The organism is Acuticoccus mangrovi (assembly GCF_016411865.1).
Lineage (GTDB): Bacteria > Pseudomonadota > Alphaproteobacteria > Rhizobiales > Amorphaceae > Acuticoccus > Acuticoccus mangrovi.
The window spans coordinates 67,210-90,648 of the sequence record NZ_JAEKJA010000018.1; the positions used below are offsets into that span (position 1 = coordinate 67,210).

The 23,439-nt window shown below is 70.3% G+C and carries 21 protein-coding genes; 14 read left to right on the top strand and 7 right to left on the bottom strand.

The genetic code is table 11. The annotated features are described in order from the left end of the window. Positions 1–10: 10 nt before the first annotated feature. From JCR33_RS18105 to phnC, 4 genes are all read right to left on the bottom strand, one after another. A complete protein-coding gene (locus tag JCR33_RS18105; RefSeq protein WP_198883526.1) occupies positions 11–1,318 on the bottom strand; it encodes an AmpG family muropeptide MFS transporter in 1,308 nt (435 codons plus the stop codon). A 77-nt stretch (positions 1,319–1,395) separates the two neighbouring features. Further along, on the bottom strand, positions 1,396–2,205 hold the full coding sequence (gene phnE / locus JCR33_RS18110) for a phosphonate ABC transporter, permease protein PhnE (RefSeq protein ID WP_198883527.1): 810 nt from the start codon (positions 2,203–2,205) through the stop codon (positions 1,396–1,398). A gap of 68 nt (positions 2,206–2,273) precedes the next feature. After that, positions 2,274–3,275 carry a phosphonate ABC transporter substrate-binding protein gene (gene phnD / locus JCR33_RS18115; protein WP_198883528.1) on the bottom strand — a complete coding sequence of 334 codons (1,002 nt, stop codon included), beginning with the start codon at positions 3,273–3,275 and terminating at the stop codon, positions 2,274–2,276. Between the two features lie 29 nt (positions 3,276–3,304). Next, positions 3,305–4,168, bottom strand: coding sequence for a phosphonate ABC transporter ATP-binding protein (gene phnC, locus JCR33_RS18120; RefSeq protein ID WP_198883529.1), 864 nt, complete (start codon positions 4,166–4,168; stop codon positions 3,305–3,307). Positions 4,169–4,439: 271 nt separating this feature from the next. Here phnC and JCR33_RS18125 point away from each other — a divergent pair, with 271 nt between their 5' ends. Both JCR33_RS18125 and JCR33_RS18130 read left to right on the top strand, forming a co-directional pair. After that, on the top strand, positions 4,440–5,042 hold the full coding sequence (locus tag JCR33_RS18125; protein WP_198883530.1) for a HupE/UreJ family protein: 603 nt from the start codon (positions 4,440–4,442) through the stop codon (positions 5,040–5,042). 216 nt (positions 5,043–5,258) lie between these two features. Beyond that, a complete protein-coding gene (locus JCR33_RS18130) occupies positions 5,259–7,064 on the top strand; it encodes a diguanylate cyclase (RefSeq protein WP_198883531.1) in 1,806 nt (601 codons plus the stop codon). Positions 7,065–7,106: 42 nt separating this feature from the next. Here the strand turns inward: JCR33_RS18130 and JCR33_RS18135 are convergent, their stop codons facing one another. Continuing rightward, positions 7,107–8,438 (bottom strand): hypothetical protein, encoded by a 1,332-nt coding sequence (locus tag JCR33_RS18135; RefSeq protein ID WP_198883532.1) that lies wholly within the window; start codon positions 8,436–8,438, stop codon positions 7,107–7,109. A 314-nt stretch (positions 8,439–8,752) separates the two neighbouring features. On the opposite strand from JCR33_RS18135, the gene JCR33_RS18140 reads away from it, so the two are divergent. Further along, positions 8,753–9,436 carry a GntR family transcriptional regulator gene (locus tag JCR33_RS18140; protein ID WP_198883533.1) on the top strand — a complete coding sequence of 228 codons (684 nt, stop codon included), beginning with the start codon at positions 8,753–8,755 and terminating at the stop codon, positions 9,434–9,436. 12 nt (positions 9,437–9,448) lie between these two features. Here JCR33_RS18140 and JCR33_RS18145 read toward each other — a convergent pair whose 3' ends face one another. Next, positions 9,449–10,708, bottom strand: coding sequence for an MFS transporter (locus tag JCR33_RS18145; protein WP_198883534.1), 1,260 nt, complete (start codon positions 10,706–10,708; stop codon positions 9,449–9,451). A 186-nt stretch (positions 10,709–10,894) separates the two neighbouring features. Here JCR33_RS18145 and JCR33_RS18150 point away from each other — a divergent pair, with 186 nt between their 5' ends. The 11 genes from JCR33_RS18150 to JCR33_RS18200 all read left to right on the top strand — a co-directional run bounded on the left by JCR33_RS18150 (position 10,895) and on the right by JCR33_RS18200 (position 22,489). Continuing rightward, positions 10,895–11,662 (top strand): GntR family transcriptional regulator, encoded by a 768-nt coding sequence (locus tag JCR33_RS18150; RefSeq protein WP_198883535.1) that lies wholly within the window; start codon positions 10,895–10,897, stop codon positions 11,660–11,662. Positions 11,663–11,847: 185 nt separating this feature from the next. Further along, positions 11,848–12,240 (top strand): oxalurate catabolism protein HpxZ, encoded by a 393-nt coding sequence (gene hpxZ / locus JCR33_RS18155; RefSeq protein ID WP_198883536.1) that lies wholly within the window; start codon positions 11,848–11,850, stop codon positions 12,238–12,240. 35 nt (positions 12,241–12,275) lie between these two features. Beyond that, on the top strand, positions 12,276–13,253 hold the full coding sequence (locus tag JCR33_RS18160) for a CorA family divalent cation transporter (protein WP_198883537.1): 978 nt from the start codon (positions 12,276–12,278) through the stop codon (positions 13,251–13,253). A 133-nt stretch (positions 13,254–13,386) separates the two neighbouring features. Continuing rightward, the gene (locus JCR33_RS18165) at positions 13,387–13,947 is read left to right on the top strand and encodes a hypothetical protein (protein WP_198883538.1); all 561 of its coding nucleotides are present in this window, start codon (positions 13,387–13,389) and stop codon (positions 13,945–13,947) included. 147 nt (positions 13,948–14,094) lie between these two features. Beyond that, positions 14,095–15,321 carry a CCA tRNA nucleotidyltransferase gene (locus JCR33_RS18170; RefSeq protein WP_198883539.1) on the top strand — a complete coding sequence of 409 codons (1,227 nt, stop codon included), beginning with the start codon at positions 14,095–14,097 and terminating at the stop codon, positions 15,319–15,321. A gap of 105 nt (positions 15,322–15,426) precedes the next feature. Then, positions 15,427–16,101, top strand: a complete 675-nt coding sequence (locus JCR33_RS18175) for a GNAT family N-acetyltransferase (RefSeq protein ID WP_198883540.1) — start codon at positions 15,427–15,429, stop codon at positions 16,099–16,101. 99 nt (positions 16,102–16,200) lie between these two features. Next, positions 16,201–17,151, top strand: coding sequence for a zinc metalloprotease HtpX (htpX, locus tag JCR33_RS18180; RefSeq protein ID WP_198883541.1), 951 nt, complete (start codon positions 16,201–16,203; stop codon positions 17,149–17,151). Positions 17,152–17,161: 10 nt separating this feature from the next. Continuing rightward, positions 17,162–18,484, top strand: coding sequence for an RsmB/NOP family class I SAM-dependent RNA methyltransferase (locus JCR33_RS18185; RefSeq protein ID WP_198883542.1), 1,323 nt, complete (start codon positions 17,162–17,164; stop codon positions 18,482–18,484). A 120-nt stretch (positions 18,485–18,604) separates the two neighbouring features. Beyond that, positions 18,605–20,338: a heparinase II/III family protein gene (locus tag JCR33_RS18190; protein ID WP_198883543.1), complete on the top strand. Its 1,734-nt coding sequence runs from the start codon at positions 18,605–18,607 to the stop codon at positions 20,336–20,338. Then, the gene (gene purH, locus JCR33_RS18195; RefSeq protein WP_198883544.1) at positions 20,335–21,924 is read left to right on the top strand and encodes a bifunctional phosphoribosylaminoimidazolecarboxamide formyltransferase/IMP cyclohydrolase; all 1,590 of its coding nucleotides are present in this window, start codon (positions 20,335–20,337) and stop codon (positions 21,922–21,924) included. Before JCR33_RS18190 ends, purH begins: the two co-directional genes overlap by 4 nt. A gap of 424 nt (positions 21,925–22,348) precedes the next feature. After that, complete coding sequence (locus JCR33_RS18200) at positions 22,349–22,489, top strand: hypothetical protein (RefSeq protein WP_198883545.1); 141 nt, start codon at positions 22,349–22,351, stop codon at positions 22,487–22,489. A 13-nt stretch (positions 22,490–22,502) separates the two neighbouring features. On the opposite strand, the gene mutM is transcribed toward JCR33_RS18200, so the two are convergent. Continuing rightward, a complete protein-coding gene (gene mutM, locus JCR33_RS18205) occupies positions 22,503–23,369 on the bottom strand; it encodes a bifunctional DNA-formamidopyrimidine glycosylase/DNA-(apurinic or apyrimidinic site) lyase (protein ID WP_198883546.1) in 867 nt (288 codons plus the stop codon). Positions 23,370–23,439: the final 70 nt, after the last annotated feature.

Consider the following 23,439-nt stretch of genomic DNA (forward strand, 5'->3'; position numbering starts at 1 on the left):
GGCGCCGCACTCAGTGCGGCGCCTCTTCGCCCTGCTCCCGCTCCGCTCGCTCGAGGCGGGCGATGACGGCGATAAGGCCGAGCGCGGGCACCGCGATGAGGGTGGTGGCGATGAAGAATCCCGGCCACCCGAGCGCTTCGGCGAGGAGGCCGGAGGTGCTGGCGAGCGCCGTTCGCCCGAACGCCATCAGCGAGGTGAGGAGGGCGTATTGCGTCGCCGTGAAGGCGACGTTGCAGAGCGCCGACAGGTAGGCGACGAACGCCGCCGAGCCGAGGCCGCCGGCGAAGCTGTCGATGCCGACGGCCGCCGCGAGGGCGCCGAGATCGTGCCCCATGGTGGAGAGCCAGGCGAAGGTGAGGTTGGTGATCGCCTGCGCCACGCCGCCCACCGCGAGCGCCGGTAGGATGCCGAGCCGGGCGACCAGCGCGCCGCCGGCGAACACCCCGACCATCGTCATCACCACGCCGAGCACCTTGGTGACGCTGGCGATCTCGGTGCCGGAGAAGCCGAGATCGACGTAGAAGGGGTTCGCCATCGCCCCCGCGACCGAGTCCCCGTACTTGTAGAGGAGGACGAAGAGCAGGATGACGAGCCACCCCCGCCGCGTGGCGAAGTCCTTCAGCGGGTCGAGCGTCGCGTGGCGCAGGAAGGCGAGGGGGCGGTCGGGCGGCGGCGGCCGGCGGCTCTCCGGCTCGTCGGCGATGAGGGTGGCGACGACGCCCACCGCGATGAGCCCCGCCATCACCCCGTAGACGGCGGACCAGGGGAGGACGTCGGCGAGGGCGAGGGCGCCGGCGCCGGAGGCGAGCATGCCGACGCGGTAGCCGGCCTGGGTCATCGCCGCCCCCGCGCCCTGCTCGTGCTCGTCGAGGATCTCGATGCGGTAGGCGTCGATGACGATGTCCTGGCTCGCCGACAGGAAGGCCATGGCGAGGGCGGCGACCGCGAGGACGCCGAGCGAGGTCGTGGGATCGGCCTGCCCCACCAGGAGGATGGCGCCGGCGAGAAGGATCTGGATCGTCAGCAGCCAGCCCCGGCGGAGGCCGAGCAGCCGGCAGACGCCCGGCAGGCGCACATGGTCGAGCAGCGGCGCCCACAGGAATTTGAGGCTGTAGGGGGTGGCGACGGTGAGGAGGCCGCCGATCGCGGCGAGGCTCACCCCCGCCTCGCGCAGCCAGAAGGAGAGGGTGGAGAAGCCCAAGAGCAGTGGCAGGCCGCTCGAAAATCCCATGAGGAAGATCACGAGCTGACGGCGCGTCAGATAGACGGCGAGGGCATCGCGCCAGTCGTGGGCGCGGTCGGGGTCGGCGGTGCGCATCGGCCGACGCCTTACTCCCTGCCGAACGCGCTGACCAGCCGCGCGCGGCCGGCGACGGGTGCGTTGGATCCGCGACGTCAGATCACCATGCGGCGCAGCTGCTGGGAGATGAGGTCGACGATCGTCACGGTGACGATGACGACGAGCAGGATGGTGGCCGTCTCGGCGTAGTAGAAGCCGCGGATCGCCTCGAACATCACCTGGCCGATGCCGCCGGCGCCGACGAGGCCGAGCACCGTCGCCTGGCGCACATTGGATTCGAAGCGGTAGAGGGCGAACGACATCCACAGGGGCAGCACCTGCGGGATCACGCCGAACACGATCTCCTGCACTTTGGTGGCGCCGGTCGCGCGGATCCCCTCCACCGGGCCGCGATCGATCGCCTCGACCGCCTCGGAGAAGAGCTTGGCGAGAATGCCGGTGGTGTGGATGAAGAGGGCCATCACCCCGGCGAACGGCCCGAGGCCGACGGCGACGACGAACAGCACGGCGAAGACGATCTCGTTGATCGCTCGGAACGTGTCCATCAGCCGGCGCACGGGCTGGTAGACGTACCAGGGCACCATGTTGTTGGACGACAGGATGGCGAAGGGCACCGAGAACACCACCGCGAGCGTCGTGCCCCACACGGCGATCTGCACGGTGAGGATCATCTCGCTGACGTAGTAGTCGAACTCGCGGAAGCTCGGGTGGAGGAAGCCCGACGCGTACTCGGCCATGTTCGAGGCGTCGGTGAAGAGGTAGGTCCAGCGGTCCATCTCCGCCGGGTACCAGCTCCAGGCGAGGGCGAGGATCAGGCCACCCCACACGAGGTAGCGGAAGACGTCGCGGCTGCGATCGCGGGCGACCTCGAATGTCGCGGTGGGCGCGGCGTGGGAGTCGCTCATTCGGGTCTCTTCCGGGCTGACGAGAAGAGAAGGGGCCGAAGCCCCTTCAGAAGTGGGCGGATGCCGGCTCAGTTCTGCGGCTGAGCGGCGATCTCGTCCTGATAGGCGGCCTGCTGGGCTTCGAGCTCGGCGACCTTCTTGGCCTTCGCCTCGTCGGAAAGGCTGCCGTCACCCTGCGTCAGGGCGATCTCCTTGGAGAGCTCCATCACGCGGATCGGCAGGAGCTGGGCATCGCTGGAGGCGCGGAAGGGGGCCCAGGCGAGACCGGCGAGCACGTCGCGCTCGGCTTCGACGTCACCGTCGCTGTCGTCGGTACCGTAGGTGAGGAAGAAGGTGCGGATCTTCTCCTTGGCGGCGTCGGGCAGATCCTTGCGCCACACGATCGGATCGGCCGGGATCAGCGGCGACTTCCAGATGATCTTGATCTTCTTGAAGGCCTCGGGGTTGTTCTGCTCGATGCGGGCGAGGTTCTCGGTGTTGTTCGAGGCCGCGTCCACCTGGCCGTTCGCCACGGCGAGAGCGTTGGTCTCGTGGTTGGCGTTGCGCACGGTCTTGAAGCAGGTCTTCGGATCGATGCCGTTCTTGGCGAAGATGAAGGTCATCGGCACGAGGTAGCCGGAGGTGGAGTTCGGGTCGCCGATGCCGAAGTTCAGCGTACCGTCGCAGGTGAGGAGGTCGTCGAGGCTCTCGAGCTTGCTGTCGGCGGGAGCGAGGATGAGCGACCAGTAGCCGGGGTTGCCGGAGACGTCGACGGTCTGCACGAACACTTCGCCGTTGGCCCGGTCGACGGCTTCCATGGCGGACTTGTTGCCGTACCAGGCGACGTCCACCTTGCCGAAGCGCATGCCTTCGATCACGCCGGCGTAGTCGGAGGCGAAGAACGGCTTCACCTTGTAGCCGGTCTTCTCTTCCATGGCGGCGAGGAACGGATCCCACTGCCCGCGAAGGTTCTGCTGCGACTCGGTGGAGATGATGCCGAAGTTGATCGTCTCGATGTCGTCCGCGACGGCCGGGCCGGCGAGGGCGGCGGCGATCGCGGCGGCGGCGAGCGCCTGCACGGTCTTGTTCATGGGGATCCTCTTTCGGTGTGGAGGGGGTTTCAGGCGGTGGCCGCCGCTGTCGCCGGGGCGGGTATGCCCAACGGCTCGGAGGCGGCGGAGCGCACCGGCGTCGTCTCGGCGAGGGGGGCTTCCGGGAGCACCAGCTCGTCGGAGGCCTCGCCGTAGAGTTCGGTCAGGAAATCGGTGGTGAGGGCGGTGGAGGGGCCGTCGTACACCACTTGGCCCGCCCGCATGGCGATGGTGCGCGGGCAGTAGAAGCGCGCATATTCCACCTGGTGGAGCGAGATGAGGACGGTGATGCCGTCCTCCCGGCAGATGGTGGCGAGCGTGTCCATCACCCGCCGGGCGGAGGCCGGGTCGAGCGAGGCGATGGGCTCGTCGGCGAGGAGGAGGCGGGCGCGTTGCACGAGGGCGCGGGCGATGGCCGCCCGCTGCTGCTGGCCGCCCGAGAGGGTCGAGGCGCGCTGCCAGGCGACCTCGCCCACGCCGACCCGGGAGAGGGCGGCGCGGGCGGCAGACTTCTCCGCCCGCGTGAAGAGGCCGAGCGTGCCGCGCCAGACCGGGATGCGGCCGAGCAGCCCGACGAGCACGTTGACGATGACCGGCAGCCGGCCGACGAGATTGAATTGCTGGAAGATCACCCCGATGTCGCGGCGCAGGAGCCGCGCGTCGGCGGCGAGGCGGCCGTTCTTCTGGATGACGTTGCCGAAGATCGTGGTGACGCCGGACCCGGTGTCGCCCTGGTCGAGCCCGGCGATGTGGCGGATGAGGGTCGACTTGCCCGAGCCCGAGGCGCCGATCAGCGCCACCATCTCGCCGGGCGCGATGGTGAGGCTGACGTCGTTCAACGCATGGCGCGCACCGAAGTGTTTGGAGACGTGCTCGACCGAGATCGCCGTCATCTTTGCCGCCCCTTCTTCGATTGGGGCGGACCCTAGCGGCGCTCCGTGACACCTTCCTGACGCCGATGCTGCGGTTTGATGACGGGCCAAGCGCCTCCCCCGGCTCGCGGAATCCCCGCCGTGACCGGTCGGAGCCCGGCGGCGGCGCACTCGTCACGCACGGTCGGCGGCCCACTCAGAATGGCGCGAGGCGGGGGGGCGCGCTCGGCGTATCGGTTTGCTAGTACTAAGACACGGAGCCGGTAGGCCCGGGCGGCAGAAGGAGATTTCCATGGATTGTCTTGTTCGGCGGGCGTCTGCCCTTGTGATCGCGGGCGTCGTCGTGGCGGCGGCGGGGCCGGCGTTCGCGCACGTCGAGGGCGTCGGGCTCAGCGGCGGTTTCGCGAGCGGCTTCCTTCACCCGCTCTTCGGCTGGGACCACGTGGCGGCGATGGTGGCGGTCGGCCTTCTCGGCGCGCTGCTCGGCCCGCCGGCGCTCTTCGTCCTGCCGATCGTGTTTCCGCTGGTGATGGCGCTCGGCGGGGCGGCGGGCGTCGCCGGCGTGCCGCTTCCGGGCGTCGAGGTGGGCATCGCGATGAGCGCGGTGGTGCTCGGCCTCGCGGTGGCGTCGGGTTGGCGGGCGCCGCTGTGGCTCGCGGGCGCGGCGGTCGCGATCTTCGCCGTCTTCCACGGACATGCGCACGGCGCCGAGCTGCCCTTGGCGGCGGATGCCACCGCCTATGCGCTCGGCTTCGTGGTCGGCACCAGCCTGCTCCATCTTCTCGGCATCGCCGTGGGGAGCGCGGCGCGGTGGAACGCCGGGCGCGTGGCGGTGCGGGCCGCCGGCGGGGCGATCGCCATCGCCGGCATGGCCTTCCTGACCGGCGCGGCCTGAGCGAGCGAACGACGACTGGGCGCCGGCCCGCAAGGTCGGCGCCGGTGCCGGGACGAAAGAGCGGCGAGAGGAAAGGGTGCCGAGACGAAAAGGAGGCGTCCGACCGCGCGAGGACGTGACCTCTTAGGGCGTGGGCCAGTCCGGGCAAGGACTTGATCCCGCGTCGGCGGCTCGCACGAATGAGGACGACTGGGAGCCAAGCCGACGAGGGCGACGATGCTGATCCGGACGATTGCGCTCGTGTCACTGGTGTGGTGGGTGAGCGCCCTGGCGCTGCCGTCGGCGTCCGCCGAGACGGCGGACGAGCTCCCGCTCTCCTTGCCCACCGTGCGCATCGGCACTCTCGACGGGGCGGCGGACCTCTTCGGCGAGGCCGTCTATCTGCGCGACTCGGAGGATCGGCTCGACCTTGCCGGGGTGCTCCGGTCCCGCGCATGGAAGCCGTTCGCCCACCCCGAGCTCAATCAGGGCATTTCCGCCGACGCCTTCTGGATCGCCTTCCGCCTCGTCAACGACACGCCGATGGCCCGCAGGCTGGTGGTGAGCCACGATCTCGCCCAGCTGTCCCATTTCGCCGTCTACGCCATCGCCGACGACGGCACGCGCGCGGGCATGGAGATCACCCCCGCGATGCCGCTCGAATCGCGTCCGCTCGCCTATGGCGGATCGGCGGCGCCGGTCGCGATTCCGGCCGGCGAGGCGCGCGATGTCGTGGTGAAGCTGCGCAACGACTTCGCCGTCCCGATGCACATCGGCGTGCGGGTGTGGACGGAGCGGGCGTTCGAGCGGCATGTGGTGAGGCAAGTCGCCCTCTACGCCTTCTGGACGGCCTCGCTCCTCACCAACGCGCTCTTCTGGCTGCTCTACGGCATCGTCATGTGGCGGTGGCGGCTGCTGTTCTATGCGCTCTACATGCTGAGCATCGCCTACACCTACGGCAGCTTTTTCGGCATCGGCTATCCGCTCCTCTATCCGGACCAGTCGTGGCTGTGCGACCTCGGCTATCACTGGACGATGTTCTCGGCCCTCGCGGCGGCGCTCGAATTCGCCCGGCGTCATCTGGAGGTGGGCCGCCTCCACCCGCGGCACAATCTCGTGCTGCAGGCCGGCGTGCGGCTCTGCCTCGCCGCGATGATCTTCGCCCTCGTCGCCCGGCGGCCGGAGATCGAGGCGCCGATCACCTTCGCCCTCTTCGCCGTCGTGCCGCTCTACATCACCTTCCTCAGCTGGCAGGCGTGGCGGCGGGACGGTATCGCCTACGCCCGCTGGATGGTGATCGGCTGGGCGGCGGTGGCGGTCAGCCTGCTGCTCGCCGTCTTCGGCGGCCTCTTCGTCGTCCCGGGGATGGCGCTGACGCCGACCGACTATGTGCGGCTCACCTTCGTCTGCACCGTGTGCGAGAGCATTCTCCTCAGCATCTCGTTGGCCCAGTGGCTGAGGGGGCTCGACAAGCGCCTTCTCATCGCCGAGGAGGCCGCGGCCCGCGACGCGCTGACGGGCCTGATGAACCGGCGGGGGTTCGAGGAGAGCGTCGCGCTGCTGATGTCCGACGGACGCTGGCCCGGCGACCTGTGGCTGGCGATGATCGACGTCGACCGCTTCAAGTCGATCAACGACCGTCACAGCCACCCCGCGGGCGATGCCGTGCTGGTGCATCTCGCCGGGCTCATGCAGCGGCAGAGGCAGCAGGGCGACCTCGCGGTGCGCTTCGGCGGCGAGGAGTTCCTGCTGGTGTTCGCGAGCCCGTCGGGCATGGACGCCTCCGCCCGGCTCGAACGGCTGCGTCGCCGCTTTGCCGAGACGCCCACCGCGTTCGGCGAGGAGCGCATCGAGCACACCTTCAGCGCGGGGTTGGTGCCGGTGGCCGACGGGCTGGGCGCCGACGTCGCCACCACTCTCGCCCGCGCCGACGACGCCCTCTATGCGGCGAAGCGGCTCGGTCGCAACCGCGTCCACCTCGCCGTGTCGATCATCGGCTCGCCCGGCGTGATCGAGGTCGACGGCTTGCGGTCCGAGGCCTGATCACCGCGCACGGCTGGGCGGCTCGTCGGCGGCCGAGGGGCGTCACGCGTCGGGGGCGAAGATGCCCGCGGTCACGAAGATCAGCCCCGCGACGGTGAGGGCGACGGCGACGGTGAGGGCCGTGACCAGGGCGTTGGAGCCGAGAAGGAGCTCCTTGCGCGAGACGCGGAAGAGGCTCGAGGCCGACAGCATCGAGATCGAGCCGATGCTCGACATGGAGGCGACGGCCCAGGCGGTCATCACCAGCGTGCCGAGGGCGAGCTGGGTCGCAAGGTCGGCCTGCGTCCCGAGGAAGGAGAGCACGATGGTGGCCGGCAGCACCATGTGGATGCCGGCGAGCGGCAGCAGCGCCACCGTGGAGGCGGCGGCCGCGATCATCAGGAAGGAGAGGTGGCTCGTCCCGCCTGCCGCGCCGACGGCGTCGGGCGCGCCGAGGAGGTCGACGAGCACGCCCGCCGTCACCAGCGAGGCGGTGAAGAGGGCGACGTCGTTGACGAGCACGTTGCCGGCGAGATAGGCGCCGCGCAGCACCTGGCGCGGGGCGCGCTGGCCCCAGCGCGTCGCCCACAGGAGGGCGAAGGCCGGCACGCAGACGATCATCGCCGCGATCGCCGACGCGCCGGTGACGCCGACCGCCAGGAAGATCGCCAGGATGAGGATCAGCATCGGCCCGAAGAGCGGCATGATGGCGTTGATGACCGCCTTCAGCACGCTGCCCTTCAGCGAATAGACGCCGGCGATCGACTGGATGGCGAAGGTGGAGAAGGCGATGGTCATGCCGACGAGCACCACCGACCACAGCGGCATTTGGGGCAGCTTGGAGGTGACCGTCACCATCGCCACCGAGAGCGGCGACCAGAGCACGATCGACGCCATGCCGCGCAGGCAGAGCTCGGCCATCCGCCGCCGGTGCGGCTCGTCGGCATCGGCGACGATCGGCGCGAAGATGGTGAAGGTTCCGACCGAGATCACGCCGCCGAGAATATGGTTCATCAGCACGATGCCGCCGTCGCCCGCCCCGTCCGCGATGGCGGAGAAGCGCTGCTTCACCTCCGGCAGGCGCGGGTGGTTCTCCACCGTCGCGCGCAGCACCACCAAGCAGTGGAAGAAGGCCGCGATCATCGCCGCCCCGATGAGCTGATGCCACAGCGCGGCGGGGGAGGCGCCCGCCACCAGCGCCCCGATCGTGACGAGGCTGAGGACGGCGCACAGGATGGCGGTTCCCCGCCGCAGCCCCGGCGCTCCGGACACGATCACGCCGCAGAGCGCCACCGCTGCCGCATCTCCGAGGAAGGGGAACGGCAGCACCACGTGGAGGAAGGCGGCGATGCTCGTCGCCGCGAGGAGAGCGCGGACGACGTCGGTGCGTTTCATCGGATGGCCTCGCACGGGCGGAGGGGGCGGGTCCTCGGCGTCGGCCGTGCCGCGGGGCGGGGAGAGGCGAGGAGGGAGGGCGTGGCGCTGGTCCCGTTTGGTGACGGTCTATTGGCGAGGATCGGGCGCCGCGGCTTCAGACGGCGCCTAAGCATGGAACTTCATAGGATGGCGGGCCGTTGATGACAATTCGATGACCACCCCCTGGCGCAGGCACATCGGCTGAGGCATGTATTAGAATTAGTCGAAAGTCCGGGCCGGGGGCGGGGAGCGGGTCCATGGGCTACACGGGGAATACGAGCGCATACCAGACTATGGACGAATGGGTTGCCGAAGTCCTGCGGGGGCAGATCCTCGCCGGAGAGTTCGGGCCCGGCGCGCGCCTCCGCGAGGCGGCGCTGACCGATCGGCTGGCGGTTAGTCGCGGCACTGTTCGGGCTGCCCTGTGGCGCCTCGCCCAGGAAGGGTTGTTGGAGAAGATCCCCAACAAGGGCTACGCGGTGATGAGCGTCTCGGCCGACGCGATGATGGAGCTGTCGACGCTGCGTCATGCGCTCGAGGCTCTCGCCGCCCGCATCGTCGCCTCCGATCCGACGCCGGCGCGCAAGGCCGCCGTGCTCGCCGCCTTCGAGCGCATCTGCGAGGCGGTGCGCCAGCGCGATCGGGCCGCCGCCATCGAGGCCGACTTCCGCCTGCATCTCACGATCATAGAGGCCTCCGGCCATCGGCAGCTGCGCGAGCACTATCGGCTGATCGAGGGGCAGATCCGCCTCTACCACTGGCTGGCGGAGGAGATCATGCCGCTCGAGGATCACGTGACGATGCATGAGGAGCTCGTCGCGGCGATCCTGCTGGGCGACGCCCCGCGGGCGGCCCGCCTCGCCGAGGAGCACAGCACGCGCTACGGCATGGCGATGTGGCAGGTCCTGAAGCGCCGCGACGAGGAGCGGGCGATGATCGCGCCGCGCGCCATGCTGGCGTCGGCGGCGCGCATCTAGCGCCATCCCGGCCTAGGCGGGTCGCTCGCCGTCCTCGATGGCGGCGCGGCGGCGTTCGCCGAGATGGGCGCCGAGCGCGACGCTGGCCCCGATCAGCCCGCAGGCGGCGAACACCAGGAAGGCCGTGGGGTAGCTGTCGGTGAGGCTGTAGATCGCCGCGAACCCGCTCGGCCCGAAGATGACGCCGATGAAGGTGTAGACGAGCACCCCGCCGGTGATGGCGCCGACGGACTGGCGCGGGGCGTGGCGGGCGGTCTCGGCGAGGAGCACTCCGTTCCAGCCGATGGCGGTGGTGCCAACGACGATGAAGAGCACGACGGTGACCGCCGACGGCAGCTCGGCCATCATGGAGAGGCTGGCGGTGGCGCTCGCGCTCAGGACCCCGATGATGGCGAGGGCGATGAAGCCGCCGCCGATCCGGTCCGCCGCCGCCCCCCATACCACGCGGCAGATGGCGCCGGCGGCCTGCATCGCGGCGGCGATGGAGCCGGCCGCGACGATGCCCCATCCGGCGACCTCGACGAGGGTGACGACGGCGAACGCCGAGATCGAGAGCTGCAGCGCCGAGAAGCTCATGCCGACGAGCGAGAGGGCACGCAGCGCCGGCGTTTGCCAGATGCGCTTCTGGTCGGCGACGAGGCCGGTGCGCAGGCGCGCGGTGCGGTCGATTTCCTCCGGGGCGTCGGCATGGGTGAGGGCGAGCGCCACGCCCATCAGCACCGGGCCGGCGAGCCCGGCGATCAGCGCCCAGCGCCATCCCGCCACGCTGGCGATGGCCGGGAACACGAAGGCCGCGACGATGCCGCCGAGCGGCACGCCGCTCTGCTTCATGGAGAACACCAGGTTGCGCAGGCGGGACGGCGTGACGCGGCTCAGAAGCTGCGAGGACGCCGGGTTGTTGAGGCCGTAGCCGAAGCCGATGATGATCGAGGCGGCGATGATGGCGGGCACGTTGGCCGACGCGAGCCCCAGATAGCCGACGGCGAAGCAGACGAGGGTGAGGGCCTGCACGTGGGTGGCCCCCCAGCGCGCGACGAGGGTGCCTGCGACGGCCGAGGCGACCGTCCCGGCGACGTAGAGAAGGCTGATCTGGTAGCCGATGGTGTAGGCGCCGATGCCGAGCGTTTCGGCGACCGCCGGGGCGAGGGCGGTGAGGGCGAGCAGCGTCGCCGTCGCCACGATCTGGATGAGGGTGACGATCGTGAGGCTCGTCCAAAGGCCGGGAGAGAGGGTCCTGGACCCCGGCGCGAGGCCCGGCAGGGACGGCATCATGGGTCGCACTTTCTCAGCATTTGTCCATGCATACCGGCGCTAGAGCGGTGTGGCAATTCGCAAAATCGACAGATAAGACGGGATGTGCAGAGCCGCCGTCATTCAGGCTGGTGCAACGGCGAGCGAAACGCGTTAGCTTCTATCCAAAGACGCGCCGATGCGGCCAAGAAAAGGAGGAGAGCGCGCATGTCGAGCCGGGAAGAGGTGAAGGCGAACTGGAGGCCGACAATCTCCACCGCGCCGCTCTATCTGCAGGTCGCGCATCACCTCGACACGCAGATCAGCGAGGGGCGCTATCCGGTCGGCTCGTTGCTGCCCACCGAGAACGATCTCGCGAGCGATCTCTCGGTCAGCCGTCAGACGGTGCGCCAGGCGATCGCGGTGCTGCGCAGCGGCGGCCGACTCTCCGCCCGCAAGGGCGTGGGCACCAAGGTCGAGGCGAACATAACCGAATCGCGCCGCAAGTTCGTTGCCGCCTCGCGCGCGGAGCTCTTCGAGTTCGCGCGCGAGACCGAGCTCTTCATCGAAGAGCGCGAGGAGATTGGCGCCCGCGGCAAGTTCGCCGCCGAGCTCGGCTGCCGACCCGGGCGGCGCTTCCTGCGCCTCGCCGGCACCCGCTTCCCGGCCGACGAGAAGACGCCGCTGTCATACGATCAGGTCTACATCGATGCCCGCTACAGCGCCGCGGTGAAGGACATCGACAGCGCCCGCACCGCGATCTTCTCGCTGATCGAGAAGCAGAGCGGCGAGAAGATCGAGGAGATCTTCCAGGAGATTCGGCCCACCGTCCTGCACGGCGAGATCGCCGCCAAGCTCGCGGTGGACGACGGTGAGCTCGCGATGCAGATCACCCGGCGCTATTTCGGGTCCGGTCGCCGGCCGCTCGAATATTCGGTCCAGATCTTCCCGGCGAGCCGCTTCACCTACACCACCACGCTGCGCGCCGAGGCATAGAGCCCCCGGCGCACCGTCGTGCGCGGACAGGATGCCCGATCTCGTCGAGTGGCAGCCCGTCCGTCCCGCTCAGGCGGCTCCCCTCGAGCGGGACGCGCTCCAGATCGACGGGCTTCGGCGGTTGCGTCGACGCCGCAGGCGGCTAGGGTAGCGCCGATCCTGCCGCCGCCACGTTGGAAGACCCCATGGACCGTGCCGATATCAACGACCCCGAGATCGTGAAGGAAGTGGAGGCCGCCTTCCAGGGCTACGAAGCGGCCTTGATGGCCAACGATCTCGAGAATCTCGACGCCTACTTCTGGCAGGATCCGCAGGTGCTGCGCTACGGCGCCGGCGAGTGCCTCTACGGCCACGAGGCGATCGCCGCGTATCGCCGGACGCGCAAGACCATCCCCCAGCGGACGCTGCGCAACACCACCATCATGACCTACGGGCGCGACTTCGCCACCGCCAACACCGAGTTCGTGCGCGAGGGCAACGCCCGGCTCGGCCGGCAGACCCAGACCTGGGTGCGCATGCCGGAGGGCTGGCGCATCGTCGCCGCCCACGTGTCGCTGATGGACGAGGGCGTCTACTAGCCGCGCGCGAGCGGCCGGTCGGGCAGGGAGCCAGCATGATCACCGCCTATATCCACGATGGCGCCCACATCGACCGGCTCGTCGACCCGGACCTGTCGGGGCTCGACCGCGACCGTGTGGTGTGGATCGACCTCGTGGCACCGCCGTTCGACGAGATCGCGCGGGTGGAGCGCTATCTCGGCGTCGACGTGCCGACCCGCGACCAGTTCGACCGGGTGGACATCGCGAGCCGGCTCGTCGCCACCGATGCGGCGCTGATGATGGGCTACAGCACCATCGCCGACGACGGCGACCGGGTCGCCCAGGTGCCGATCACCTGCGTGCTCGACGACGAGCAGATCCTGACGATCCGCCCCGCCGGCTGCGCGAGCTTCGACGGCCTCGACCCGAAGGCGCTGGTGGCGACCGGTGCCATCCCCAACCCCCGGCGGGTCTTCTTCGCCCTCCTCAGCGCCAACATCGACCACCTCGCCGACCGGCTGGAGCAGCTGCGCAACGAGATCGACCGGATCCTCATCGAGGTGTTCGGCGAGCAGGACGCGCAGCCGCGGACCGGGCGCGAGGTCCATGCGATGATCAAGGCGCTCGGCTTCCACGGCAGCCAGCTCCTCAAGATGGAGGACAGCCTGATCGGCCTGCGGCGGCTCGTGACCTTCATGAAGCAGCACTCCGACCGCCTCGCGAAGGATCGTCACGACATCGCCACCCTCAACGCGATGATCGAGGACGTGCGCATCCTCAACGAGCTCGCCGAGGCGCTCGACGGCAAGGTCGATTTCCTTCTCGACGGCATGCTCGGCCTCATCGATCTCGACCAGAATCAGATCATGAAGATCATCTCCATCCTCGCCGCCCTGTTCCTGCCGGCGACGCTGATCAGCTCGATCTTCGGAATGAACTTCACCAACATGCCGGAGCTGCGATGGCACGACGGCTTCGTCTTCGCCGTCGGGCTGATGGTGGGCTCGGCCGTCCTGATGGCGATTTTCTTTCGCTGGCGGCGCTGGATGTAGCGCAAGGCGAAAGATCGCTTGACTTCGGCCCCGCCGCTCCAATTGGTCGGTGCGACGGCGCGCGGACTCCGGCTGTCCGACGCCACTGTCTCCGGTGCATCGGGTGATGTGCCGCCATGTGAGAGGATCTCTAATGAAGCGTTTCCTGATTGCCACCGCCGCGCTGTTGTCGCTCGGCGTCGCGGCGCACGCCGCCGAGAGCAAGCTGAAGTATGAGGATGTCTTCGCGGATGCGACGGAGGTGGTGATTCCGGTGCAGGTGGCCGGCACGTACGAGGAGCGCTCCGAGCTGCTCGTGAAGCTGCCCAACGACAACCAGTACGCCGTACCGGTCGCAGATCCCGCCGACCTCGCCGCTTGGCGCAAGAACGATCTCGTCAACGTGGTCATCACCCAGGGCATCGTCGCCGACGTCCGTCGAGGCGGCCCGGCGCCCGCGTTCAGCTACACCGTGCTCGACGACACCGAGGTGCTCGACGGCATCCCCGAGGACACGCTGGTGCGCCAGATCACGGTGACCACCACCGTGAAGGACATCGAGGAAGACATCGATCAGATCGTCTTCCTCGCGGCGGCGGGCGACGATCGCACCGCCACCGTGATGACGCCCGGCATGCTGAAGAAGGCCGGCCTGAAGCCGGGCGACCTCGTCGACCTCATCTATTTCGACGAGATCGACATCGAGCCGCGCTGAGCATCCGGAGCTTCCGGCTCGACCGAGGCTGATCATCGGCCGGCGCCCGACGGCGCCGGCCGTCCGTTTGGCGCGGCGGCGGTCCGGCGAGTTTTCTCAAGCTCCCTAGTTATGTAGAAGTAGGTAAAACAATCGGCGGCGGATGGCGTGACGGAGCGGTTCGAGCTCACATCCTATTGGCTCAAGAGCGACTCCATCGTGCGCCTGTTCGATGCGTTGGAGCGCTTTGGCGAGGCTCGGGTCGTTGGCGGCGCCGTTCGCAACACGCTGCTGGGCGAGGCGATCGGCGACATCGACATCGCGACGACCGTGGTGCCGGACGTGGTCGCCCGCGCGGCGAAGTCGGCCGGCCTCGGGGTGCACGAGACCGGGATCCTCCACGGCACCCTGACCCTCGTGTCCGACGGCATCCCCTTCGAGGTGACGACGCTGCGCGAGGACGTCTCGACCGACGGCCGCCGCGCCAGCGTGCGCTTCACCACCGACTGGGCCGTCGACGCCCGGCGGCGCGACTTCACCATGAACGCCCTCTATCTCGACCGCCGCGGCGTCGGCTACGACTATGTCGGCGGCTACGAGGACTGCCTCGCCCATCGGGTGCGCTTCATCGGGGACCCCGAGGCGCGCATCCACGAGGATCATCTGCGCATCCTGCGCTTCTTCCGCTTCCACGCCGCCTATGGGTGCGGCGAGCCCGATGCCGAGAGCCTCGCCGCGGTGCGCGCGCACGGCCGCCTCCTCGGCGACCTGGCGGTCGAGCGGGTCCACACCGAGATCCTGTCGCTGCTGGCGGCGAAAGGCGCGGCGCCGATGCTGGAGATTCTCGCCGGCGACGGGATGCTCGACGCCTACATTCCGCCGCCCGTGAACATTCCCGCCTTTCGCGCCCTCGCCGCGGCGGAGCGGACGACCGGGCGCACGCCGACGCCCGTCCTCGGCATCGCCGCCCTCGTTAGCTTCTCCGCCTCGCGCTTTGCCGACGTGGCGGCGCGGCTGCGCTTCTCGCGCAAGCAGAAGAGCCGCGGCCTGATGGCGATCGATGCCGCCCGCTCCATGCCGCCGCGCTCGGTGCCCCATGTGCGCGCCCTGCTCTACGAGCACGGCGCCAAGGCCTTCGCCGACGGCCTCCTGGTGGCCGTCGCGCAGGGCGTCGACGTGATCGACGTGCCCCACCTCCTCGGCGAGGCGCGGCGCTGGCAGCGCCCCCGCTTTCCGGTCAGCGGCCACGATCTCCTCGGCCAAGGCGGGGAGGGCGGACCGGACCTCGGCGAGCGGCTCGACCGGCTGGAGCGCATCTGGCGCGACACCGACTTCACCCTCGACCGCGAGACGCTGCTCGCCATCGACCGCGAAGGCATCGCCGGCAACAACTAGGTTGCACGTTGACGTTGATGGTGCCGCCGGCTTTGTTGAGCCGTGGGCAGGGGTGTCGTAAAGCAACGCTTCCCCGTCACGCCATCGCACTCGAAGGTTAATGCCATGTCCGAAGCGATCCCGTCCGAGAGGGCCACGCCCGACATCCCGCCCGAGTGCATCGTGAAGCAAGGGGACGACTGGATGCTCGTCTCGCCCGTTCCCGAGCACCTCGCCGCCGAGGCGGCGGCCTACTCGGTGGCGCAGCGCGCGACGCTCAATCGCATCGTGGGACTGCCGGAGGTGCGCGAGAAGGTGCTCGGCAACCGCCTGCGGCCCGATCGCATCTGCGTCGCCCTCGTCAAGGGCGAGATCGCCGGCCTCATCTCCTACCGGATGGACGGGGAAGGCTCGGTGTGGCCGGACCCCTCCCGCTACCGGGACTATTTCGGGTCCATCGGCGGCACCGCCCGCTACTGGCTGACCGAGGCGACCTTGCGCCGCGGGCGGCCGGACGAGCTCTACCTCGAAGGCTTCAAGGTCGACCCCAAGGCGCGCGGGCGGGGCATCGGCACCTCGCTCCTCCACTGGCTCGGCTCGGAGGTGATCCGCCGCGGCAAGCGCGCCTGGCGCACCGAAGCCTCGATCACCGCCGACGCGGCGATGCGCGTCTACCAGAGCGTCGGCGCCAAGCCGGTGAAGACCGTTTCGCTCGGCCCGCTCGGCCATGTGTTCGACCGCCACAAGTTCGTCGTGCTCGTCTGGGAGGCGCCGACGGAGGCGGCCGAGCGCGCCGCCTGAACCCGCTGCGACGTCGATGCCGCGCCCTCGCCCGTTGATAATTTCCAGCCGCAGCAAATATTTTAGGGTCTGAGAGGACCTGAACTGGCGAGAGGGCTGATGAACTATTTTCGGACAGCCCTGCTGCTCGCGGGGCTGACGGCGCTGTTTATGGGCGTCGGTTTCGTCATCGGCGGACAGCAAGGCATGATCATCGCGTTCGTGATCGCGCTGGGCATGAACGCGTTCTCCTACTGGAATGCCGACAAGCTTGTTCTGCGCATGCACAATGCGCGCGAGGTCGACGAGCGGAGCGCACCGGAATATTATCAGATCGTGCGTGAGCTCGCTGCCAGGGCGCAGCTGCCGATGCCGCGCGTCTATATTCTCGACGAGGACCAGCCGAACGCCTTCGCCACCGGCCGCAACCCGGACAACGCCGCGGTCGCGGCGACGCGCGGCCTCTTGCGCTCGATGACGCGGGAGGAGGTGGCGGGCGTCATGGCGCACGAGCTCGCCCACGTGCAGAACCGCGACACGCTGACCATGACGATCACCGCCACGATCGCCGGCGCCATCTCGATGCTGGCGAACTTCGCCTTCTTCTTCGGCGGCAACCGCAACAATCCGCTGGGCTTCGTGGGCGTGCTCGTCACCGTGATCGTGGCGCCGCTCGCCGCGATGCTGGTGCAGATGGCGATCAGCCGAACCCGCGAATATGCCGCCGACCGGCGCGGCGCGGAGATCTGCGGCGATCCGATGTGGCTCGCCTCCGCCCTCGCCAAGCTGGAGCGCGGGCGCGCCGTGCCCAACGAGGAGGCCGAGGCGGTGCCGGCGACGGCGCACATGTTCATCATCAACCCCTTGTCGGGCGCACGGATGGACAACCTCTTCTCCACCCACCCCAACACGCAGAACCGCATCGCGGCGCTGCAGGACCTCGCCGCCGAGATGACCGGCGTGCAGCCGGCGACGTTCGCGCCGGCCTTCCCGACCCGTCAGCCGCGCGGACCGTGGGGCAACCGCGGCGCGGCCCCCCGCTCGAACCGGCCGCGCGGGCCGTGGGGATGACCCCTTGCCAATGACGGCCCCTGCGCGCCAACGCCGTCGTGGTCCCGCCATCGAGGGCGCGGCGGCCCGCTCCGCGGCGCAGCACATCGTAACGGAGGTGTGCGAGCGCCATCAGCCGCTCGCCGGGGTGCTGGAGGAGGCGGCGCACGGCCCCCTCGCGCGCCTGTCGGACCGCGACCAGGCGCTCGCCCGCGCCATCGGCCGCGTCACCGTGCGGCGGCGGGGCGACATCGACTGGTGTCTCGCCCAGATGCTCGCGAAGCCGCTGCCCAAGCGGGCGGCCGAGGTGCGGGCGGTGCTGCGGGTGTCGGCGGCGCAGATCCTGTTCATGCGGCAGGCCGACCACGCGGCCGTCAACGTCGCCGTGGCCCTCCTCAAGGGCGAGGGGGCGACGGGCGGCTTCGCGGGCCTCGCCAACGCGGTCCTGCGCCGCCTCATCCGCGAGCGTGACGCCCTGCTCGCGGCGCTACCGGTGGAGGCCAACACCCCCGGCTGGTTGTGGCATCGCTGGGTCGCCCACTACGGCGCCGAGACGGCGGCGGCGATCGCCGCCGCCCACCGCGCCGAGCCGGGGCTCGACATCGCCTTCGCCGACCCCGTCGCCCTCCTGCCCGAAGGGGGCGTCGCCCTGCCGACGGGCGGCGCGCGGCTCAAGGCGGGCGCCGTCACCGCCATCGAAGGTTACGCCGAGGGCGGCTGGTGGGTGCAGGACGCCGCCGCCCAGCTCCCCGTGACGCTGTTCGGCAACGTCGCCGGTGCCACCGCGCTCGACATGTGCGCCGCTCCCGGCGGCAAGACGATGCAGCTCGCCGCCCGCGGAGCGCGGGTCACGGCGCTGGAGCTCGACGCCGACCGCGCCGCCCGCATCGGCGAGAACCTCGCCCGCACCCACCTTGCCGAGCATGTGCGCGTGACGGTGGGCGACGCTCTCGCCGCCGAGGGGACCTACGACGCTGTGCTCCTCGATGCGCCGTGCTCGGCGACGGGCACCATGCGCCGCCAGCCGGACGTCGCCTGGTCGAAGTCGGCCGCCGACATCAAGGCGCTCGCCGACGTCCAGCGCGACCTCTTGCGCCGGGCGGCCCGCTGCGTCGCGCCCGGCGGCACGCTGGTCTTCGCCACCTGCTCCATGGAGCCGGAGGAGGGCGAGGCGCATCTTCCCTTCGTGGCCGAGGCGCTGCCCGAGCTCTCCCTCGACCCCGTGACGGAGGGCCCCGCCGCGAGCTTTGCGACGCCGGAGGGGGCGATGCGCACCCTGCCGTCGATGACGATCCCCGGCACCGACCTCGCCGGCCTCGACGGCTTCTTCGCCGCCCGCTTCCGCCGCCGCTGACATCCCATCGTCGCATTGATGATGGGCGGGCGCATATCGGGCGTTGCAGCGAATCCATTGTGAGGCGATAGGTCATCCAATGCGATTCGCCCGCTGCCGAGGAGCCTCGACGAGAACCCGTTGCCCCAATCCGGCCGATCCCCCACCGTCACCACCCTTCCGGCGCTGATCGGCTTCGGCGCGCGGCGCCTCGGCGCGCGGGCTCTCGCGAACGTCGCCCTGCTGCTCTGGAAACGGCCGGTGTCGGGCGTGCCGGCGCGGGTGCTCTTCGCCCCGGAGACGCTCGCCGAGGCCGACCCCGCCGTCGCCGCCGACATCTATGCCGGCGTGTTCGCCCTCGCCGGCGACGTGGTGGACGTCTCGGGCGGCTCGCCCTTCCTGATGCGGCCGCCGTCGGAGGCCTGGGCGCGCGCGCTGCACGGCTTCACCTGGCTCCATCATCTCGAGGCCAACGCCACCGAACTCTCCCACTCCAACGCCCGCGCCCTCTTCGACGAGTGGCTCGCCGCCCGCGGCGAGGCCGATCCGGTCTCCGACGAGATGGAGGTGGTCGCCGAGCGGCTGGCGGTCTGGCTCGTCCAGTCGCCGCTCCTCCTGAATGGCGCCGAGGCCGCCTTCCGCCAGCGCTACATGCGGGCGATCGCCCGCCATATGCGCCAGCTCGAGCGCGCGGTGGTGCTCTCGCCGAAGGGCATGCAGCGCCTGCTCGGGGCGGCGACGCTCGGGATCGCCGGCGCGGTGATCGCCGACCAGGCGAAGCTTCTGCGCTGGGCGCTCGGCGTGGTGGCGGACGAGTTGCCCGGCAACGTGCTTGCCGACGGCGGCCACGCCTCGCGCAGTCCCGAGGCGCTGGTGAAGGTGCTCGAGGTACTGATCCCGCTGTCGGAGGCGCTCGCCCGCCGCCAGCTCCCGACCCCGCCGCCGCTGCGCGACGCCATCGACCGCATGATGCCGATGGTTCGCTTCTTTCGCCACGGCGACGGCGGTCTCGCCCACTTCCACGGTGCCGGCCATGTGTCCGCCGCGACGGTCGAAGCCGTGCTCGCCTACGACGACGTCGCCGGCCAGCCGGCCGCCAACGCCCGCTACACGGGCTTTCAGCGCATCGAGGCGGGCGCCTCGGCGGTGATCTTCGACACCGGGCGCGTCCCGCCGCCGGCGCATTCGCTGCACGCCCACGCGAGCGCCCTCGCGTTCGAGTTCTCGCATGGCCCGCATCGCCTCGTGGTGAATTGCGGCGCGCTCGACCGGGTGCGGCCGGAGTGGGAGGGGGCGGCGCGCACCACTGCCGCCCAGTCGAGCCTCGTCGTCGCCGAGACCTCCTCGGCGCGGATCCTGGAACGCTGGCCGCTCGCCGGCTGGCTGGGGGCGCTCCTCTATCGCGGCCCGCGCAGCGTGGAGGTGGAGCGGGAGAAGCTCACCGCCCGCGCCGTGCACGACGGCTATCGCCGCCCTTTCGGCCTCCTGCACGAGCGCCGCCTCACTCTCTCGGAGGACGGGTTGTGGCTCGAAGGCGAGGATCGCCTGGTGGGCCGCGAGCGACTGGCAGGCATGCCCTTCGAAGTGCGCTTCCACCTCGACCCCGACGTGAAGGTGCGGGTGGAGCGCACCCGAAAACGCGCCCTTTTCAGCCTACCCGACGGCGCCATATGGCTTTTTGGTCTCGACCAGGGGCCCCCGATCAGTGTTGAAGAGAGTATCGTGCTGAGCGGGCCGCGTCGGGCTCGGCGCACCGTGCAGCTCGTGATGGCCGGCAACACGTTGACCGACGACACCGTGCGCTGGCACATCGCACGCCATGCGGCGCCGCTCGACAACGACGCCGGGAACGCCAATAAATCGGACACGCCATGACCACCTCGCACCCGGTGCGCCGCGCCCTTCTTTCCGTGTCGGACAAGGAGGGCCTGGTGCCCTTCGCCGAGCGTCTCCACGCCGCCGGTATCGAGCTGGTGTCGACGGGCGGCACCGCCCGCACCCTCGCCGACGCCGGGCTGCCGGTGATCGACGTCGCCAGCCTCACCGGCTTCCCCGAAATGCTCGACGGGCGGGTGAAGACGCTGCACCCCGGGGTGCACGGCGGCCTCCTCGCCGACCTGTCCAAGCCCGACCACGTGGCGGCGATCGAGAAGGCCGGCATCGGTCCCATCGGCCTCGTCGTCTCCAACCTCTATCCGTTCGAGAGCGCCATCGCGAAGGGTCTCGGCGAGGCCGATCTCGTGGAGACCATCGACGTCGGCGGCCCGTCCATGACGCGCGCCGCCGCCAAGAATTTCGCCCACGTCGCCATCGTGGTCGACACCGACGACTACGGCGCCGTCGCCGACGCCATCGAGCAGAACGGTGGCGCCGTGCCCTTCGCCATGCGCCGCCGGCTCGCGGCGAAGGCGTTCGCCCGCCTCTCCGCCTATGACGCGGCGATCGCGGCGTGGCTCGGCGGGGTGACCGCGGCCGACGACACCGCCATCGATCACCGCGTGTGGCAGGCCTTCGGCGGCAAGCGCGTCGCCGAGATGCGCTACGGCGAGAACCCGCACCAGAGGGCGGACTTCTACCGCTCCGCCGGTGGCGAGGGCATCGCCGCCGCCCGCGTCGTCCAGGGCAAGGCGCTCTCCTACAACAACGTCGCCGACGCCGACGCCGCGTGGACGGCGGTCGCCGACTTCGCCGACGACGTCGCCTGCGTGGTGGTGAAGCACGCGAACCCCTGCGGCATCGCCGTCGCCGGAACGCTGGCCGAGGCCTACGAGGCCGCCCGCCTCGCCGATCCCGTGTCGGCCTTCGGCGGCGTGGTCGCCCTGTCGCGCCCGCTCGACGTGGCGACGGCGGAGAAGATCGCGGCGATCTTCACCGAGGTGGTGATCGCCCCCGGCGCCTCCGACGAGGCGCTCGCCGTGCTCGCCAAGAAGCCCAACGTGCGCGTCCTCCTCGCCGACACGCTGCCGACGCCGGGGGGCACCATGGTGCGCTCCGTCGGCGGCGGCCTCCTGGTGCAGGACATCGACGCCGGCACGCTGGAGGCGGGCGACGTGAAGGTCGCCACCAAGCGCGCGCCGACCGAGGCGGAGTGGGCCGACCTCCGCTTCGCCTGGCGCGTGGTGAAGCACGTGAAGTCCAACGCCATCGTCTACGCCAAGGGCGGGGCGACGGTGGGGGTGGGCGCCGGCCAGATGAGCCGCGTCGACGCCGCCCGCATCGGCGCCTGGAAGGCGGAGGACGCCGCCCGCGAGGCCGGCGAGGCCGAGACGCGCACCAAGGGCGCGGTGGCCGCCTCCGACGCCTTCTTCCCCTTTGCCGACGGTCTCGAGACCATCGCCGCGGCGGGCGTCACGGCGGTGATCCAGCCCGGCGGCTCACGCCGCGACGAGGAGGTGATCGCCGCCGCCGACGCCGCCGGCATCGCCATGGTGATGACCGGCATGCGCCACTTCCGCCACTGACGACGGCGCCGAAAAAAAATCGGAGGGGGGCGGAATAGGCGCGGAGCCGGGGCGTTGTTCACATGGGACGGCCGGAGGAGACAGGGCCGCCCCGAGCGACAGGACTTTACGACTCGGACCACTTCACGACCTTTCAACCCCAACCCTTCTCACTCCAAGATCTTCTCTTCGGCGATGGCACGGTGCGTCCCATGCCGTGGTCCTGCGGAACCCGCCGCGGGCATCCATCCCACCGAACGCTCAGATACCGATCGAATGGCCCGGCTCTCCTCGCCGGGCCATTTTTCGTTCCGGCGCCGATCCGCGGCGGCTCGAAAGCTCTTTCCCGCAAAAGTTTGCAGAATTTTCGGAATAGAACGCGGGCTGCGGCGTTGCTTCATCGACGCGGCGGCAACGACCGCCGCAACGACAAGAACACGCAGCGATGCGAACACGCCAGGAGCCCGCCATGATCTTCCGCCTCGCCATCGGGATCGCCCTCTGTCTCGCCCTCGCTCTCGGCGAATCCGGTGAGGCGACCGCCACCACCGGCTCTCCCGCTCCGGCGGCCGCCTCGATCGACTGAGCCGACGGGCCCCTCAGCGCTGGCAGGTGGGGCAGAAGAAGGTGGAGCGGCCCGACTGGACGATGCGGGTCACCACTCCAGAGCAGCTGTTGCGAGCGCACGGTTCGCCCTCGCGGCCATAGACGGCGAAGGTGTGCTGGAAGCGGCCGAGCGAGCCGTCGGCGGCCACATAGTCGCGCAGCGAGGAGCCGCCGGCGGCGATCGCCTCCTCGATCACCGCGAGGATCGCGGCCACCAGGCGGGAGACGCGATCGCCGGCCGTCCCGTCGCGCCGCACGATCGACCCGGCCATCCGCCGCGGCGACAGGCGCGCCCGCCACAACGCCTCACATACATAGATGTTGCCGAGCCCGGCGATGATGTGCTGGTCGAGGAGCGCCGCCTTGAGCGGCGTCATCTTGCCGGCGAGGGCGGCGGCCAGCCCGTCGGCCGTCAGCGCGCCGGGCATCGGCTCCACCCCGAGATGGGCGAAATAGGGATGCGCCTCGAGCGTGGCGGCGTCGGCGAGGGTCATGAAGCCGAAGCGGCGCGGGTCGTTGTAGACGATGCGGCACGTCCCGAGATCGATCGTCACGTGGTCGTGCGCCGCGCTCTTGCCGCGCGGATAGACGAACTGGCCCACCGTCTCGCCCTCCACGCGGAAGGCACCGGACATGCCGAGATGGGCGATCAGCGCCGTGCCGTCGTCGAGCGTGGCGATGAGATATTTGGCGCGACGACCGAGCCGCTCGATGCGGCGGCCGGTGAGGCGCTCGGCGAAGTGCTCGGGGAAGGGGAAGCGCAGGTCCGGGCGGGCGAGGTGGACGGCGGCGATCCGCGCTCCCTCCATCGCCGGCGCCAGCCCGCGACGTACGGTCTCGACTTCGGGAAGCTCAGGCATCGTCTCGTCCCGCACTCTCGTCGTGTGGCTGCGTCCCACCAGGACATGGCCGCGGCTCCAATCTGCCGCT

Excerpts from the sequence above, each read along its gene's own strand:
- JCR33_RS18140 (WP_198883533.1), top strand. The coding sequence starts at position 8,753 with ATGGACGAATGGGTTGCCGAAGTCCTGCGGGGGCAGATCCTCGCCGGA.
- JCR33_RS18165 (WP_198883538.1), top strand. The coding sequence starts at position 13,387 with ATGAAGCGTTTCCTGATTGCCACCGCCGCGCTGTTGTCGCTCGGCGTC.
- JCR33_RS18185 (WP_198883542.1), top strand. The coding sequence starts at position 17,162 with ATGACGGCCCCTGCGCGCCAACGCCGTCGTGGTCCCGCCATCGAGGGC.
- purH (WP_198883544.1), top strand. The coding sequence starts at position 20,335 with ATGACCACCTCGCACCCGGTGCGCCGCGCCCTTCTTTCCGTGTCGGAC.
- JCR33_RS18160 (WP_198883537.1), top strand. The coding sequence starts at position 12,276 with ATGATCACCGCCTATATCCACGATGGCGCCCACATCGACCGGCTCGTC.
- mutM (WP_198883546.1), bottom strand. The coding sequence starts at position 23,369 with ATGCCTGAGCTTCCCGAAGTCGAGACCGTACGTCGCGGGCTGGCGCCG.
- phnD (WP_198883528.1), bottom strand. The coding sequence starts at position 3,275 with ATGAACAAGACCGTGCAGGCGCTCGCCGCCGCCGCGATCGCCGCCGCC.
- JCR33_RS18125 (WP_198883530.1), top strand. The coding sequence starts at position 4,440 with ATGGATTGTCTTGTTCGGCGGGCGTCTGCCCTTGTGATCGCGGGCGTC.
- JCR33_RS18175 (WP_198883540.1), top strand. The coding sequence starts at position 15,427 with ATGTCCGAAGCGATCCCGTCCGAGAGGGCCACGCCCGACATCCCGCCC.
- htpX (WP_198883541.1), top strand. The coding sequence starts at position 16,201 with ATGAACTATTTTCGGACAGCCCTGCTGCTCGCGGGGCTGACGGCGCTG.
- hpxZ (WP_198883536.1), top strand. The coding sequence starts at position 11,848 with ATGGACCGTGCCGATATCAACGACCCCGAGATCGTGAAGGAAGTGGAG.
- JCR33_RS18105 (WP_198883526.1), bottom strand. The coding sequence starts at position 1,318 with ATGCGCACCGCCGACCCCGACCGCGCCCACGACTGGCGCGATGCCCTC.
- JCR33_RS18200 (WP_198883545.1), top strand. The coding sequence starts at position 22,349 with ATGCGAACACGCCAGGAGCCCGCCATGATCTTCCGCCTCGCCATCGGG.
- JCR33_RS18135 (WP_198883532.1), bottom strand. The coding sequence starts at position 8,438 with ATGAAACGCACCGACGTCGTCCGCGCTCTCCTCGCGGCGACGAGCATC.
- phnE (WP_198883527.1), bottom strand. The coding sequence starts at position 2,205 with ATGAGCGACTCCCACGCCGCGCCCACCGCGACATTCGAGGTCGCCCGC.
- JCR33_RS18145 (WP_198883534.1), bottom strand. The coding sequence starts at position 10,708 with ATGATGCCGTCCCTGCCGGGCCTCGCGCCGGGGTCCAGGACCCTCTCT.
- JCR33_RS18130 (WP_198883531.1), top strand. The coding sequence starts at position 5,259 with ATGCTGATCCGGACGATTGCGCTCGTGTCACTGGTGTGGTGGGTGAGC.
- JCR33_RS18150 (WP_198883535.1), top strand. The coding sequence starts at position 10,895 with ATGTCGAGCCGGGAAGAGGTGAAGGCGAACTGGAGGCCGACAATCTCC.
- phnC (WP_198883529.1), bottom strand. The coding sequence starts at position 4,168 with ATGACGGCGATCTCGGTCGAGCACGTCTCCAAACACTTCGGTGCGCGC.